Genomic DNA, 15,166 nt, shown 5'->3' with positions numbered 1-15,166 from the left:
ACCCTTGAGTCCGCCAGTGCCGGTAGGCGTCGGCTATCGTTCGCGCCTATGAATGCTTCCCTTCGCCTTGGCTGGCGCACGCTCTGGCGCGACCTGCGCGCCGGCGAGCTGCGCCTCTTGATCGTGGCCGTGGTGCTGGCCGTGGCCGCGCTCACGGCGGTCGGCTTCTTTGCCGACCGGCTGCAGGGCGGATTGCAGCGCGACGCGCGCCAGCTGCTGGGCGGCGACGCGGTGATCGTGAGCGACAACCCGACGCCCGAAGCATTCATCACGCAGGCCCAATCGCTCGGCCTTGCGGGCACCGGCACCTTCGGCTTTCCCACCATGGCGCGGGCCGAAGAGGCGCAGGGCGGCGCCAGCAAGCTCGTGGCCCTGAAGGCCGTGACGCCGGGCTATCCGCTGCGCGGCAACCTGCAGACGGCCACCACGGCCGAAGGCGCGGGCACGGTGACGCGCGACGTGCCGGCCTCGGGCGAAGTGTGGGTCGATGCCTCGCTGCTCGACTCGCTGGGCCTGAAGGTCGGCGACACGCTGCTGCTGGGCGACACCGGGCTGCGCGTGGGCCGCGTGATCACGCTCGAGCCCGACCGGGGCGCGGGCTTCATGAGTTTTTCTCCGCGCGTGATGCTCAACCAGGCCGACGTGGCACGCACCGGCCTCGTGCAGCCGGCCAGCCGCGTGGGCTACCGCTACGCCGTGGCGGGCGACGATGCCGCCGTGAAGCGCTTCAGCGACTGGGCCGAGGCGACCATCAAGAAGGGCGAACTGCGCGGCGTGCGGCTCGACTCCTTCGAGGGCGGCCGGCCCGAGATGCGCCAGACGCTCGACCGCGCCGAGAAATTCCTGAGCCTCGTCGCGCTGCTCGCGGCGCTGCTGTCGGCCGTGGCCGTGGCGCTCGCTGCGCGTGGCTTCGCGGCCAGCCACCTCGACGACTGCGCGATGCTGCGTGTGCTCGGCCAGAGCCAGCGCACCATCGCCGCGGCCTATGCCTTCGAGTTCGCCATGATCGGCACCGTGGCCAGCGCCATCGGCGTGGCCATCGGCTTCGCCGTCCACTATGTGTTCGTGCTGCTGCTGGCCGGGCTGGTCGAAACCGCCTTGCCCGCTGCCACGCTGTGGCCCGTGGCCTTCGGCCTGGGCATGGGGCTCACGCTGCTGTTCGCCTTCGGCCTGCCGCCGGTGCTGCAGCTGGCGCGCGTGCCGCCGCTGCGCGTGATCCGCCGCGACGTGGGCGGGCTCAAGCCTGCATCGCTCGCCGTGTTGGGCATCGGCGTGGCGGGCTTTGCGGCGCTGCTGATGGCGGCCAGCAGCGACATCAAGCTGGGCCTCATCGCGGTCGGCGGCTTTGCCGGTGCCGTGGCCGTGTTCGCGCTCCTGAGTTGGCTGGCGGTGAAGGTGCTGCGCCGCAGCGTCAACGAAACGACTGCGCCGCGCTGGCTGGTGCTGGCCACGCGGCAGATCTCGGCGCGGCCGGCGTACGCCGTGGTGCAGGTCAGCGCGCTCGCCGTGGGCCTGCTGGCGCTGGTGCTGCTCGTGCTGCTGCGCACCGACCTCGTCGCGAGCTGGCGCAAGGCCACGCCGCCCGATGCGCCCAACCGCTTCGTCATCAACGTGATGCCCGAGCAGAGCGACGCGTTCCAGAAGACGCTGCGCGACGCGGGCGTCGCCAAGTTCGACTGGTACCCGATGATCCGCGGCCGGCTGGTTGCGATCAACGACAAGCCCGTGACGCCCGACGACTACACCGAGGACCGCGCCAAGCGCCTCGTGGACCGTGAGTTCAACCTGAGCAACAGCACCGCCGCGCCCGCGCACAACGCCGTCACCGCCGGCACCTGGACGCCCGAGGCGAAGAACGAGGTGAGCGTGGAAGAAGGCCTGGCCGAGACGCTGGGCCTGAAGCTCGGCGACACCCTGCGCTTCGACATCGGCGGCATGCAGAACGATGCGCGCATCACCTCGCTGCGCAAGGTCGACTGGGGCTCGCTGCACGCCAACTTCTTCGTGATGTACACCGTGGCCTCGCTGGCCGATGTGCCCGTGACCTACATGGGCGCCTTCCGCGCGCCCGAGACGCGCGGCTTCGACAACGCGCTGGTGCGCAGCTTCCCCAACGTGACCAACGTCGACATGAGTGCCACCATCAACCAGGTGCAGCGCGTGCTCGACCAGGTGATCCGCGCGGTCGAGTTCCTGTTCGGCTTCACGCTCGCGGCCGGGCTGGTGGTGCTGTTCGCGGCCGTCACGGCCACGCGTGAAGAGCGTGCGCGCGAATTCGCCGTGATGCGCGCCGTGGGCGCGCGCGCCAGCCTGCTGCGGCAGGTGCAGCGCGCCGAGCTGATCGGCGTCGGCCTGCTGGCGGGCTTTCTCGCGAGCATCGTCGCTTCGGTGATCGGCTGGGGGCTGGCGCGCTACGTGTTCGAGTTCACCTGGACCGCGTCGCCGCTCGTGCCGGTCGCGGGCGCGCTGGCCGGTGCGGTGCTTGCGCTGGCGGCGGGGTGGTGGGGCTTGCGCGATGTGCTGCGCCGGCCGGTGGTCGACACGCTGCGCCGCGCGGCCGAGTAGGGCCGCACCGCGACAGGCTCGTACAGTTTTTTTCTTCCGCGATCGGCAGGACGGGGCCGGGGATGCAATACATTCCCCGGCCCCGTATCCAATTCAGAAGAGAAATTCCTGCATGCGCTTGGCGTCATTCCAGATCACCAACTATCGCTCGATCCACGACAGCGGCTCCATCGATTCCTCCCAGATCACCGCGATCCTCGGCCGAAATGACAGCGGCAAATCGAACCTGCTGCGCGCGTTGCACAGCCTGAATCCGACCGACGGGCTCACGGCACTCAGCCCCATCAAGGACTTTCCGCGGCACCGCCGCCTCGACGAATGCACCGACGACACCCCCGTCGTGCACACGCGCTGGGACCTCGACGCCTCCGAGCAGCTGGCGCTCGCCTCCATCCTGCCGCGCGCCGCCGGCGTGCGCCAGGTCACGGCTGGCCGCGGCTACGGCGCCACGCGCACGACCGGCTTCGAGGGCATGGGCCCGCTGTCGATCGACGTGAGCGACATCAAGGCCAAGGTCCGCAAGATCGTGCCCGCCGTGAAAGCCGCGGCCGAGAAGGTCGCCGACGAACTGAAGGCGCCGCTCGAACAGGAGGGCGACGCCTTCGACGCCGCGATGATCCCGAGCCCCGACTTCGTGAAGTGGTCGGCCGGCGCACTGCTGGCATTGCAGGCCCTGCGCCAGGCGCTGGCCACGGCCGGCGCGGAAATCGCCGACAAGCAGGCGCAGATGCTGACCGAGCTCGAAGAGCTGGCACGCACGATCGACAACGACCAGCCCGCGCTGGCCCGCGCCCGCGCCTGGGTGCTGGAGAAGTTGCCGCGCTTCATCTACGTCGAGGACTACGCCTCGCTGCCCGGCCGCCAGAACATCGCCGAGTACCTCACGCGCAAGGGCTGGGGCGAGCGCACGGCCGGCGAGCGCAATTTCGAGAAGCTGTGCCAGGTGGCGGGGCTCGACCCGCAGCAGCTGCAGGACCTGTTGGCGAAGAACGATCTGGCGACGCGCAACCAGTTGGTGAACCGTGCGGGCTCGGTCGTCACGTCGGAAATCCGCCGCGTCTGGAAAGACCGCGAACTCAAGGTCCGCTTCAACCTCGACGGGCAGCACCTGGAGACGCTGGTGTCCGACCCCAACGCTGCCTACGAGGTGGAAGTGAACCTGGACGAACGCAGCCGCGGCTTCCAGTGGTTCTTCTCGTTTTACATCGCCTTCTTCGCGGACACGAAGGGCGCGAGCGATGCGATCCTGCTGCTGGACGAGCCCGGTCTGCACCTGCACGCGCATTCACAGGCCGATCTGCTGGCGCACCTGGAGCATGACTTCAGCAACCAGACCCTCTATACGACGCACTCGCCGTTCATGGTGCCGACCCACCGCCTCGACGCGGTGCGCACGGCCCGCATGAGCGAGGCCGATGGCACGACGGTGAGCAACAAGGCCGAGGGCGATCCGCGCACGCTGTATCCGCTGCAGGTGGCGCTGGCGTTGAGCCGGATGGGAAGCGAACCTGTAAAGGCGCCGCCCAAGGACAGCGCCCCGCAGGTCGAGGTGGTGTCCGCCGAGCCAAGAGTCGTCGCTGAAGCTGTCGCTTGATCCGGTCCGGCACCCGCGTCAATGCGTGGTGCCTTGCAGGAATTCCCGCTACATCGTGTCGATGTCGCGGGGCGAGAGGATGGGCGCGAACATGATGTCGCGCCGGTCCGTTGAGCGCTTCATGCGGAAGTACTGCTCGTGTCTTCTTGGTCCAGTTCAGCGAACACCTCATCCGAAGACCTGAATTGGTTCTGCTCGATTTCGTGACTGCCGAGCACCAGGACTTTCAGCAGCACGGGCGCTTCTTCGTGTGCTTTGTCGGAGCCGACCAACAGCGGCTTCACGACCTCTGTGGCATGACGCTCGGGATCGTCGATGGATTTGATCTGCATGGAAGAGCTCATTGCGCGTCCCGTGGGTGCCGTGAATCAGCCGGATTGTGGTCTGAATCGGGTTCAGGTCGTTTGTGCGTCTGCGCCGTCGCCCCTGAACATGTGCTCACCCGCAAAGTCGACAAACGCCCGCACCTTCGGCGACAACTGCCGGCTCGATGGCCACAGTGCCGAGAACTGCCCTCGCCGCACGAGGTGCGGCGCCAGCACGCTCTGCAGCTCACCGCGGCGCAACGCATCACGCGCCAGAAAGTCGGGCATGTACGCAATGCCCAGGCCCGCAACCGCGGCGCCCAGCATGGCTTCCATGTTGTTGCAGACCAGGCCCGGCGGCAACTGGGATGGCAGGCCGGGCAGGTCCCAGTCTTCGATCTTTCCGCCGGTCACGAACTTGTAGCGCAGGCAGCGGTGGCGGGCGAGGTCGGCCGGCACCTGCGGCACGCCGTGCTGTGCCAGGTAGGCCGGCGAGGCCGCGAGCACGAAGCTGAACGGGCCGAGGCGGCGCGCCACGAGTTGTGAGTCGACCAGCTCGCCGCTGCGGATCGCCACGTCGACGCCTTCGGCCACCACGTCGACCAGCCGGTCGTTGAAGTCGAGATCGAGTTCGATCTCGGGATAGCGCGCCTTGAACGCCGGCAGGATCGGCAGCAGAAAGCGGTAGCCGATGGTCGGCAGGCTCACGCGCAGGCGGCCGCGTGGCGTGGCGACGGCGTCCTGCAGCATGGCGCGCGCATCGCCGAGCTCGTCGAGGATGCGGCGGCAGCGCTCGTGGAACATCGCGCCCTCGGCCGTGAGCCGCACCTGCCGCGTGGTGCGGTGAAACAGGCGCACACCCATCTGCGCCTCGAGCCGCGCGACGTTCTTGCCCACGGCCGAGGCCGAGATGCCCAGGTCGCGGCCCGCCCGCGCAAAGCTCTGCAGGTCGGCCGCCCGCACGAAGGATTCGAGTCCGCTGAAGCTGTCCATGGGCTTGATTGGCAACCTTGGGTTGGCAGTGTGAGGATCAGAGGGCCTATTTTCGTTTCATTGAATCCTTTTTATCGTCACTTCACGCATTTCCCCTTTTGTCTTCCTCCGCGTGAAAGCCCTCCCGATGTCTTCCCCCGATTCCCACAAAGCCTGGCTGCTCGCTGCCGTCTGCCTCGCCGCGCTCGGCATGCCACTGAGCTTCACCGGCCCGGCCGTGGTGCTGCCCGCGATCCGCGACACGCTGGGCGGCACGCCGGTGCAGCTCAACTGGGTGACCAACGCCTTCATGCTGAGCTTCGGCGCCACGCTGATGGCGGCCGGTGCACTGGCTGATGCGTACGGGCGCAAGCGCGTCTTCTTGCTGGGCTTGGCGGTGGTGGCGCTGAGCAGTGCGCTGCTCACGCTGGCGCCGGGCATCGTCGCCTTCGACCTCGCGCGCGCCGTGCAGGGGCTGGGCTCGGCGGCGGCCTTCGCGGCGGGCACGGCGGCGTTGGCGCAGCTGTTCGACGGGCCCGCGCGCCTGCGGGCGTTCAGCCTCATCGGCACCTCGTTCGGCGTGGGGCTGTCGTGCGGGTCGATCCTGTCGGGCTGGCTGGCCGACACCGTCGGCTGGCACGCCGTGATGCTGAGCCCCGGCGCCGTGAACCTCGTCGCGTTGTGCCTGGCGGCGCCGCGCATGCGCGAGTCGCGCAATCCGCGGGCGATGGGGCTGGACGTGCCGGGCACGCTCAGCTTCACGGCCGCGCTGAGCCTGCTCACGCTGGGCGTGCTGCAGGCGCCCGACAGCGGCTGGGGCAGCCCGTGGGTGCTCGCGGCGCTGGCCGGCGCGCTGGCGATGGGCGCGGCCTTCATCTCCATCGAACGGCGCGTGGCGCACCCGATGCTCGACCTGTCGCTGTTCCGCTTTCCGCGCTTCGTCGGCGTGCAACTGCTGGCCGCGGCGCCGGCCTATGGCTTTGTCGTGCTGCTGGTGTTGTTGCCGATCCGCTTCATCGGGCTCGAAGGGCGCAGCGCGCTGGAGGCGGGCGGTTTCATGTTCGCGCTGTCGGGGCCGATCCTCATCGTGCCGACGCTCGCGGCATGGCTTGCACACCGGTTCTCGACGGGCGTGATCTCGGCCGTGGGGCTGCTGGTGTGCGCGGTGGGGCTCGTGTGGCTGAGCCGCTGCGCGCCGGGCACGCCCTTGCACGGCCTCGTGGGCCCGCTGCTGTTGATCGGTGCGGGCATCGGCCTGCCCTGGGGGCTGATGGACGGCCTGGCCGTGAGCGTGGTGCCGCGCGAACGGGCGGGCATGGCGTCGGGCATCTTCAACACCGTGCGGGTCGCGGGGAGGGATTGCGTTGGCGCTGGTGGGGCGGGGCTCACGGCGCTGGTGGCGCTGCAGCTGGGGTCGGCGTCGTCTTCGTCCGTGGCGGTGTCGCAGGCGGCACAGCGCGTGGCGACGGGCGACCTGGCGCAGGCGCTGGCCTTGTTGCCGGGCATGGAACGCGCGGGGCTGCTGCAGGCGTATGGCGCGGCGTTCGGAGCGCTGTTGTGCGTGCTGGCGGGGGTGACAGTGTTGACGGCGGTGGTGGTGTTTGTGTTCCTGCGCGGTGAGACGCATGCCGACGCTGGCGCCGCGGCGTTGGAGTCGCCGGCCTGTTGAGGGGACTGCCTTGCTCCTTCCCCTTCCGGGGGAAGGCCGGGATGGGGGCTCGCGGCCTTCGCAAGACGCTGCGCCGCTTTCCTGTCCAATAGCCCCATGGAACATTCACCGAACGACGTGACAGAGCGTCTGAACGACCTCGAGATCAAGTCGAGCTATGCCGAAGACCTGCTCGAGCAGCTGAACATGACGATCTACCGGCAACAGCAGCAGATCGACAGCCTGATCCTGCAGGTCGCGCAGCTGCGGCTGCAGAGCCAGAACGCAGGGCAGGACGGGGGCGCGCGCAACCTGCGCGACGAACTCCCGCCCCACTACTGAGGAAGATTGCTCAGCCGTGCGCGTGCCAGAGCACGGCGAAGAAGTGGCAGGTGCTGCCGGCCAGCACAAACAGGTGCCACACCGAATGCGCGTAGCGCACCCTGTTGTCGAACAGGAACACCACAGCCCCGGCCGTGTAGAACAGCCCGCCGGCCACGAGCCAGGCCAGCCCGGCCGATGACATGCGCTCGTACAGCGGCACCGCCGCCATCAGCGCCATCCAGCCCATCGCCACGTACAGGCCGGTGGACCACAGCGGGTGCTGCAGGCGGTTGAACAGCTTGGCGCTCACGCCGAGCACGGCGGCGGCGGTGATGGCGCCGAACAGCGTCCAGCCCCAGGGCCCGCGCAGCACGCCGAACAAGAAGGGCATGTAGCTGCCCGCAATGAACAAATAGATGGCCGCGTGGTCGAGCCGGTTGAACCAGGCCTTGGCACGGCCGATCGGCAGCGCGTGGTACAGCGTGGAGATCAGGTACAGCACGATGGCCGTGCCCGCGAACAGCGACGCGCCCACCACGGCCGCGGCCTGGCCCTTCTGGGCAGCGCTGTAGACCAGGATGGGCAGCGAGGCAATCGCCAGCAACAGGCCCAGGCCGTGGCTCAGGGCGTTGAAGAGTTCTTCCATCGCGGTCTGGTCGCGCGCGGCGGACGCCGGCTTTTTCTTCGCGGCGGCGGAAAGGGCGGGCTGCAGTTGCAGCGGCGGGCTATTCGTCATCGGGAACAGAGCCTTCGGGGTCGGGTTTGGTTCCGAAAAATGCGCGAAACCTGCAGATCATGTTACTTGACCTGCTGTTTGCCGAGTTTGCGCGCCAATGTGCGCCGATGCATGCCGAGCCGGCGCGCGGTTTCCGAGATGTTGAAGCCGGTTTCGGCCAGCATCTCGTGGATGCGCTCCCACTCCAGCGTCTTGATGGAGGTCGAGCGGTTGGTCAGTTCGACCTCGGTGGTGCCGGCGGCGCGGCCGAAGGCGGCCTCGATGTCGTCGGTGTTCGAGGGCTTGGCCAGGTAGTGGCAGGCGCCGAGCTTGATAGCCTCGACGGCGGTGGCAATGCTCGCGAAACCGGTGAGCACCACGATCAGCATCTCGGCGTCGTGCCGGTGCAGGATCTGCACGCAGGCCAGGCCCGAGGCCTCGCCGTTGAGCTTGAGGTCGACCACCGCATAGCCGGGCGAGGGGCCGTCGCCTTCCTCGAGCACCGCTTCCACCTCCTCGAGGTTGCGCGCATGCACCACGACGTAGCCGCGCCGCTCGAATGAGCGTGCGAGCGTGCGCGCGAAGGCCTCGTCGTCCTCGACGATCAGCAGCTGGCGGACCTCGGCGGTGGGGTCGGGTGTGGGGTCATGGGCTGCTCGGGGCTGGGGGCGGCGTTGTCCGCGATGGCTGGGGCTTCCTCGTCCTCTTCGAGCACGATGGCCGCCAGCGGCAGCGTGATGGTCACGATGGCGCCGCCCTCGGGGCGGTTGCGCACGGAGACGCGCCCGCCCAGCGTGCGCGCCACGTTCACGACCAGGAACAGGCCCAGCCCGCCGCCGGGCCGGCCCTTGCTCGACTGGTAGGGCTTGCCGAACTCCGCGAGGATGGCCGGCATGAAGCCGGGGCCCGCGTCGGTGACGGTGATGGTGAGCGCGTCGGCGTCGTGCGTGGCTTCCAGGCGCAGCCAGTGCGGCGAGGCCTCGAGCGCGTTGTCGAGCACGTTGCACACCATCTGCTTGATCGCCGAGTCGGACACCATGGGCAGGTCTTGGCCGAACAGGTTCTCGTAGTCGAACTCCTCGACCGGGCGCGTGGTGCGCCATTCTTCGACGAGGTCGTCCAGGAAGGTGCGCACGGTGGTCTCTTCGGACGACTCGCCGCGCGTCTCGCCGGCCGACAGCAGGATGCCGCTCACGATGCTCTTGCAGCGCTGGATCTGCACTTCCATCTCGGCCACTTCCTGCAGCAGTTCGGGGTCGGAGCTGAAGTGCGGCAGCCGGCGCCAGTCGCCGAGGATCACGGCCAGCGTGGCCAGCGGCGTGCCCAGCTCGTGCGCTGCGCCCGAAGCCAGGAGGCCCATGCGCACGATGTGTTCTTCTTCCGACGCGCGCTGGCGCAGGTCGGCCAGCCGCGCATCGCGCACGCGCAGGTTGCGGCTGATGCGGGTGATGAAGACCACCAGCAGCGCGGCGTTGAGCGCAAAGCACACCAGCATGCCCTGCACGTAGGGGCTCCACAGGCCGCGGTCGTGGTCCAGCGGCAGCGGCAGCGGGCGCGAGAACAGCGCCAGGCCCGCGAAGCACAGTCCGGTGATGACCACGATGGTCCAGGTCGACCAGGCCTTGAGCAGCACCGCGCCGAGGATCACCTGCAGCAGGTACAGGAAGACGAAGGGGTTGGTGGCGCCGCCGCTGAGGTACAGCTGGGCCGTGAGCGTGGCCACGTCGACCAGCAGCGCGACGAACAGCTCGCCGTTGGTCACGCGGCCGTGGATGCGCAGGCGCAGCAGGCTCACCATGTTGAACAGCGCCAGGCAGGTGAGCACCTGCAGCATGTGGTTCAGCGGCAGCCGGATGCCGAAGCCGTAGTGCACCACGAGGATGGTGGCGACCTGCCCGACCACGGCGAACCAGCGCAGCTGGATCAGCTGCTGCATGTTCTGGTGGCCGATGACGTTGTCCAGGCTCGCGACGCCCGCGCGCGGGGCGTGCAGCTCGCCGGCCACCGCGGCGAGCTTGTCAGTCGCGGCGGACATTGGCGGGATCGGCGCTTGCGGTGTCGGCATGCCGCGCATTTTCGCCGCTGCCGCCGGGGGCCGCCTGCCGGCGCCTGTCGTCGCGCCACGCGAACCAGGCGGCGCCCAGCACCATCAGCGCCAGCCCGTACCAGGTGAGGGCGTAGACGAGGTGGCTGTTGGGGAAGGCGATGACGGTCAGGCCGCCTGCCGGCCATGCGGGGGCGGCTTGTGCGGTTGCAGGGCCGGCTTCGGCATCGACGAAGTAGGGCGCCACCTCTGCCAGGCCGCGCGCGGCGGCAATGGCCTGCACATCGCGCGAGAACCAGCGGTCGGCCGTGGGGTCGTTCGTGCGCAGGAAGCCGCCCTTCGGTTCGGTGAGGCGCAGCAGGCCGGCCACGGTGGTGTCGCCTTGGGGCTCGGGGGCGGTGCGGGCCGCGCGCTCGCGCGCTTCGGGCGGCACGAAGCCGCGGTTGACGAGCACGACGCTGCCGTCGGCGGTGCGCAGCGGCGTCAGCACCCAGAAGCCGGCGCCGAGCCGGGTGCTGGCCTGCACCAGCGCTTCCTTGTCATGGAGGAACGTGCCGCGAAGGCGCACGTGTCTGTATTCGTCGTTGGCCGCGTTGACCGTGGGCCATTCGGAGCGCGCCGGCGCGTCGGTGGCCGGGGCGTGCACGCGCTGGTCGACGCGGGCGATGAGGTCGAGCTTCCAGGCCCGGCGCTCGACCTGCCAGGTGCCGAGCGCAAGAAAGCCGGCAAAGGCGAGGACGGCGCAGACCGCCAGCGCCGCACGCGTGACAACCGAGCGCGGGCGGGCGGCCGAGGCCATCAGGGCATGTTCTTCATGTCGTGGACCATGGCCGGCATCATGTTGGTGTTCATGTGATACATGACCCACAACGACCCGGCCAGCGTGATGACCACGAGCACCAGCGTGAAGATCAGCGCCAGCATGTTCCAGCCGCCTTCCGACTTCGCGTCCATGTGCAGGAAGTACACCATGTGGACCACGATCTGCACGACGGCGAAGCCGAGGATGACTAGCGCGGTAGTGCTCGGGTTGGCGATCACCTTGCCCATCACGAGCCAGAACGGGATCGCGGTCAGGATCACGGCCAGCACGAAGCCGGTCATGTAGCCCTTGAAGGTGCTGTGGCTCACGGGGCCGTCGTCGTGATGGGCGTCGTGCCCATCGTGTGCGCCATGGCCGTGCGCGGCGGTGTCGGTGTGGGCGCTCATGCCATCGATCCCATCAGATACACAAAGGTGAAGACGCCGATCCACACGACGTCCAGGAAGTGCCAGAACATCGACAGGCACATCAGGCGGCGGCGGTTGGCGGGGGTGAAGCCGTGCTTGGGCAGCTGGAACATCAGCACGACGAGCCAGATGATGCCGAAGCTCACGTGCAGGCCGTGCGTGCCCACCAGCGCGAAGAACGACGACAGGAACGCGCTGCGCTGCGGGCCGGCGCCTTCGTGCAGCAGGTGCGCGAACTCGTACAGCTCCAGGCCGATGAAGCCCAGGCCCAGCAGGCCGGTGATGCCCAGCCACAGCAGCACGCCGCCCATGCGCTTGCGCTGCATCTCGAGCATCGCGAAGCCGTAGGTGATCGACGACAGCAGCAGCAGCGACGTGTTCATCGCCACCAGCGGCAGGTCGAACAGGTCGGCGCCCGAGGGGCCGGCCGCGTAGCTGCGGCCCAGCACGCCGTATACCGCGAACAGGCAGGCAAAGATGAGGCAGTCGCTCATCAGGTAGAGCCAGAAGCCCAGCAGCGTGCCGTTCTCGGGGTGGTGGTCCTCGTTGCGGACGTGGAACAGCTCGAACACCGGCGGCTTGCCCGTCAGGTCGCTGTGGGCGTGCACGTGCACGCCCGGGGGAGTGGAGAGAGCGGTGGTATCAGACATGGGCGGCAGCCATCAGGCGGGTGCGTTCGGCTTCGGTGCGCACGACTTCTTCCGCGGGGATGTAGTAGTCGCGCTTGTAGTTGAAGGTGTGGACGATGATCGCGACCAGCATGGCCACGAAGCCGATGCCGGCCAGGAGCCACATCTGCCAGATCAGCGCAAAGCCGCACACCGCGCTCAGCGCCGCGATGATGAAGCCGGCGGCCGTGTTCTTGGGCATGTGCACGGGGCTGAAGCCTTCCAGCGGACGCTGGTAGCCGCGGGCCTTCATGTCGGTCCAGGCGTCGTTGTCGTGCACGCGCGGCGTGAACGCGAAGTTGTAGGCCGGCGGCGGCGACGAGGTCGACCACTCCAGCGTGCGGCCGTTCCACGGGTCGCCCGTGGTGTCGCGCAGCGACTCGCGGCGGATGAAGCTCACCACCAGCTGGATCAGGAACGAGGCGATGCCCAGTGCGATGAGCACGGCACCGACGGCGGCGACCTGGAACCAGATCTGCAGCGACATGTCCTGGAAGTGGCTCATGCGGCGCGTGACGCCCATCAGGCCCAGGATGTACAGCGGCATGAAGGCCATCCAGAAGCCGACGATCCAGAACCAGAACGAGCACTTGCCCCAGAACGGATCGAGCTTGTAGCCGAAGGCCTTCGGGAACCAGTAGGTGATGCCCGCCAGCATGCCGAACAGCACGCCGCCGATGATCACGTTGTGGAAGTGGGCAATGAGGAACAGGCTGTTGTGCAGCACGAAGTCGGCCGGGGGCACGGCCAGCAGCACGCCGGTCATGCCGCCGATCACGAAGGTGATCATGAAGCCGATGGTCCACATCATGGGCAACTCGAAACGGATGCGGCCGCGGTACATGGTGAAGAGCCAGTTGAAGATCTTCGCGCCCGTGGGGATCGAGATGATCATCGTCGTGATGCCGAAGAACGAGTTCACGCTGGCGCCGGAGCCCATGGTGAAGAAGTGGTGCAGCCACACGAGGTACGACAGGATCGTGATCACGACCGTGGCGTACACCATCGAGGCGTAGCCGAACAGGCGCTTGCCCGAGAAGGTGGAGACCACTTCCGAGAAGATGCCGAAGGCCGGCAGGATCAGGATGTACACCTCGGGGTGGCCCCAGATCCAGATCAGGTTCACGTACATCATGGCGTTGCCGCCGAGGTCGTTCGTGAAGAAGTTGGTGCCGACATAACGGTCGAGCGACAGCAGGGCCAGCACGGCCGTGAGCACCGGGAAGGCAGCCACGATCAGCACGTTGGTGCACAGGGCCGTCCAGGTGAAGACGGGCATCTTCATCATGGTCATGCCGGGCGCGCGCATCTTCACGATGGTGGCCAGCAGGTTCACGCCCGAGAGCAATGTGCCCACCCCCGCGATCTGCAAGGACCAGATGTAGTAATCGACCCCCACGTCAGGACTGAACAGGATGCCCGACAGCGGCGGGTACGCCAGCCATCCGGTCTTGGCGAACTCGCCCACGAACAGCGACGCCATCACGAGGCCGGCGCCGAAGGTGGTCATCCAGAAGCTGAAGTTGTTCAGGAACGGAAAGGCCACGTCGCGCGCGCCGATCTGCAGCGGCACCACGAAGTTCATGAGGCCCGTGACCAGCGGCATCGCCACGAAGAAGATCATGATCACGCCGTGGGCGGTGAAGATCTGGTCGTAGTGGTGCGGCGGCAGGAAGCCCGCGTTGTCGCCGAAGGCGACGGCCTGCTGGGCCCGCATCATCAGCGCGTCGGCGAAGCCGCGCAGCAGCATCACCAGGCCCAGGATGATGTACATGATGCCGATCTTCTTGTGGTCGATGCTGGTGATCCAGTCATTCCACAAGGTGCCCCACAGCTTGAAGTAGGTCACGGCGCCCAGCAGCGCCAGGCCGCCCAGGATCACGGCCGCGAAGGTCACGAGCAAAATCGGCTCGTGAAGGGGAATCGCCTCCCAGGAGAGGCGGCCGAAGACGAGCTTCGTCAGGTCTAGGTTCTGCAGCATCTTCTTAGTCTTCGGTGGTGCACATCGCGGTGACGTACTTGCGCTTGGGCGTGTCGAGGGAGTCGGCCTGCCAGGCCTGCTTGGTGGCGATGTTGAAGGCGCCGGGCTTGCCCATGCCGCCGTCGGCGTCGATGGCCATCATTTCCTTCATGCACATCTTGTTGCGATCGACGCACAGGTTCAGGATGGCGTCGTACAGGGCCGGGTCGACCGCGGCGTAGTGGCGCACGGGCTCGCGCTCGCTCGGCACTTCGAGCTTCTTGTATTGCTCGCGCGTGAGTTCGCCGTCCTTGCCGGCCTTGACCTTGGCCACCCACTGGTCGAAGCCGTCGTGGCTCAGGCCGTGGAACTTGAAGCGCATGCCCGAGAAGCCCGCGCCGCTGTAGTTGGCGGAGAAGCCTTCGAACTCGCCCGGCTTGTTGATCACCGCGTGCAGCTTGGTCTCCATGCCCGGCATGGCATAGATCTGGCCGGCCAGCGCGGGGATGAAGAAGGAGTTCATGACCGACGAGGCCGTGATCTTGAAGCTGATCGGGCGGTCCACCGGAGCCGCCAGTTCGTTCACCGTGGCAATGCCCTGCTCGGGGTAGATGAAGAGCCACTTCCAGTCCAGCGCCACCACCTCGACCACCAGGGGCTTGGTTTCGGCGGGAATCGGGCGCTGCGCGTCCAGGCGGCTCAGCGGGCGGTACGGGTCCAGCGTATGCGTGCTGATCCAGGTGATCGCGCCCAGCGCGATGATGATCAGGAGCGGCGCGGCCCAGATCGCCAGCTCGAGCTGCGTGGAGTGGTCCCAGTCGGGGCTGTAGGTGGCCTCCTTGTTCGACTGGCGATAGCGCCAGGCAAAGAAGATGGTCAGCGCGATCACCGGGATGATGATGATCAGCATCAGCACCGTCGAGACGATGATGAGACGCCCCTGCTGGTTGGCGATGTCGCCGGAGGGGTTCAACAGCACTGTGTTGCAGCCCGCCAGGAAAATGGCGGAGAGCAGCAGGAGCGCTCGGCGAAGGGTCTTGAGGATGTGCATGCCGGGAGAGGAGAGTGCGAAGGCCGCGCAAAAATGACCCTGCAATCTACGCCGCCCGAGGGATTTCGCCTATTGGACGTTTTGTCCTAT

Annotated in this window: 14 protein-coding genes; 4 read left to right on the top strand and 10 right to left on the bottom strand. The window is 67.8% G+C overall.

All coding sequences use genetic code 11. From position 1 onward, the window contains the following. The first annotated feature begins 48 nt into the window (after positions 1-48). Positions 49-2,565, top strand: coding sequence for an ABC transporter permease (locus tag GFK26_RS33190; RefSeq protein ID WP_153285707.1), 2,517 nt, complete (start codon positions 49-51; stop codon positions 2,563-2,565). Between the two features lie 112 nt (positions 2,566-2,677). Further along, complete coding sequence (locus GFK26_RS33185) at positions 2,678-4,159, top strand: AAA family ATPase (protein ID WP_153285706.1); 1,482 nt, start codon at positions 2,678-2,680, stop codon at positions 4,157-4,159. A gap of 119 nt (positions 4,160-4,278) precedes the next feature. On the opposite strand, the gene GFK26_RS33180 is transcribed toward GFK26_RS33185, so the two are convergent. Both GFK26_RS33180 and GFK26_RS33175 read right to left on the bottom strand, forming a co-directional pair. Further along, positions 4,279-4,491, bottom strand: a complete 213-nt coding sequence (locus tag GFK26_RS33180; RefSeq protein ID WP_228121845.1) for a prevent-host-death protein — start codon at positions 4,489-4,491, stop codon at positions 4,279-4,281. Positions 4,492-4,554: 63 nt separating this feature from the next. Beyond that, entirely contained in the window at positions 4,555-5,457 is a 903-nt protein-coding gene (locus tag GFK26_RS33175; protein WP_153285704.1) for a LysR family transcriptional regulator, read from the bottom strand. Between the two features lie 127 nt (positions 5,458-5,584). On the opposite strand from GFK26_RS33175, the gene GFK26_RS33170 reads away from it, so the two are divergent. Next, positions 5,585-7,105 (top strand): MFS transporter, encoded by a 1,521-nt coding sequence (locus tag GFK26_RS33170; protein WP_153285703.1) that lies wholly within the window; start codon positions 5,585-5,587, stop codon positions 7,103-7,105. Between the two features lie 96 nt (positions 7,106-7,201). Next, positions 7,202-7,426 (top strand): SlyX family protein, encoded by a 225-nt coding sequence (locus GFK26_RS33165; protein WP_062469081.1) that lies wholly within the window; start codon positions 7,202-7,204, stop codon positions 7,424-7,426. Positions 7,427-7,436: 10 nt separating this feature from the next. On the opposite strand, the gene trhA is transcribed toward GFK26_RS33165, so the two are convergent. The 8 genes from trhA to cyoA all read right to left on the bottom strand — a co-directional run bounded on the left by trhA (position 7,437) and on the right by cyoA (position 15,076). Continuing rightward, the gene (gene trhA, locus GFK26_RS33160) at positions 7,437-8,144 is read right to left on the bottom strand and encodes a PAQR family membrane homeostasis protein TrhA (RefSeq protein ID WP_153285702.1); all 708 of its coding nucleotides are present in this window, start codon (positions 8,142-8,144) and stop codon (positions 7,437-7,439) included. 62 nt (positions 8,145-8,206) lie between these two features. After that, positions 8,207-8,734 carry a response regulator transcription factor gene (locus GFK26_RS33155; protein ID WP_153286195.1) on the bottom strand — a complete coding sequence of 176 codons (528 nt, stop codon included), beginning with the start codon at positions 8,732-8,734 and terminating at the stop codon, positions 8,207-8,209. Beyond that, positions 8,728-10,158, bottom strand: a complete 1,431-nt coding sequence (locus tag GFK26_RS33150; RefSeq protein WP_228121844.1) for an ATP-binding protein — start codon at positions 10,156-10,158, stop codon at positions 8,728-8,730. The genes GFK26_RS33155 and GFK26_RS33150 overlap by 7 nt, the downstream gene beginning before the upstream one ends. Next, a complete protein-coding gene (locus GFK26_RS33145) occupies positions 10,142-10,966 on the bottom strand; it encodes an SURF1 family protein (protein ID WP_153285701.1) in 825 nt (274 codons plus the stop codon). The genes GFK26_RS33150 and GFK26_RS33145 overlap by 17 nt, the downstream gene beginning before the upstream one ends. Beyond that, the gene (gene cyoD / locus GFK26_RS33140) at positions 10,966-11,376 is read right to left on the bottom strand and encodes a cytochrome o ubiquinol oxidase subunit IV (protein ID WP_099792119.1); all 411 of its coding nucleotides are present in this window, start codon (positions 11,374-11,376) and stop codon (positions 10,966-10,968) included. Before cyoD ends, GFK26_RS33145 begins: the two co-directional genes overlap by 1 nt. Beyond that, the gene (gene cyoC, locus GFK26_RS33135) at positions 11,373-12,047 is read right to left on the bottom strand and encodes a cytochrome o ubiquinol oxidase subunit III (RefSeq protein WP_101489072.1); all 675 of its coding nucleotides are present in this window, start codon (positions 12,045-12,047) and stop codon (positions 11,373-11,375) included. The genes cyoD and cyoC overlap by 4 nt, the downstream gene beginning before the upstream one ends. Then, positions 12,040-14,046: a cytochrome o ubiquinol oxidase subunit I gene (gene cyoB / locus GFK26_RS33130; RefSeq protein WP_153285700.1), complete on the bottom strand. Its 2,007-nt coding sequence runs from the start codon at positions 14,044-14,046 to the stop codon at positions 12,040-12,042. Before cyoB ends, cyoC begins: the two co-directional genes overlap by 8 nt. Before the next feature lie 4 nt (positions 14,047-14,050). Beyond that, positions 14,051-15,076: a ubiquinol oxidase subunit II gene (cyoA, locus tag GFK26_RS33125; protein WP_153285699.1), complete on the bottom strand. Its 1,026-nt coding sequence runs from the start codon at positions 15,074-15,076 to the stop codon at positions 14,051-14,053. Between the last annotated feature and the right edge of the window lie 90 nt (positions 15,077-15,166).

This window comes from Variovorax paradoxus (genome assembly GCF_009498455.1).
In the GTDB taxonomy this organism is placed as follows: domain Bacteria; phylum Pseudomonadota; class Gammaproteobacteria; order Burkholderiales; family Burkholderiaceae_C; genus Variovorax; species Variovorax paradoxus_H.
Note: the sequence above shows the minus strand (reverse complement) of the source record. Positions and strands in the feature narration are given on the sequence as shown.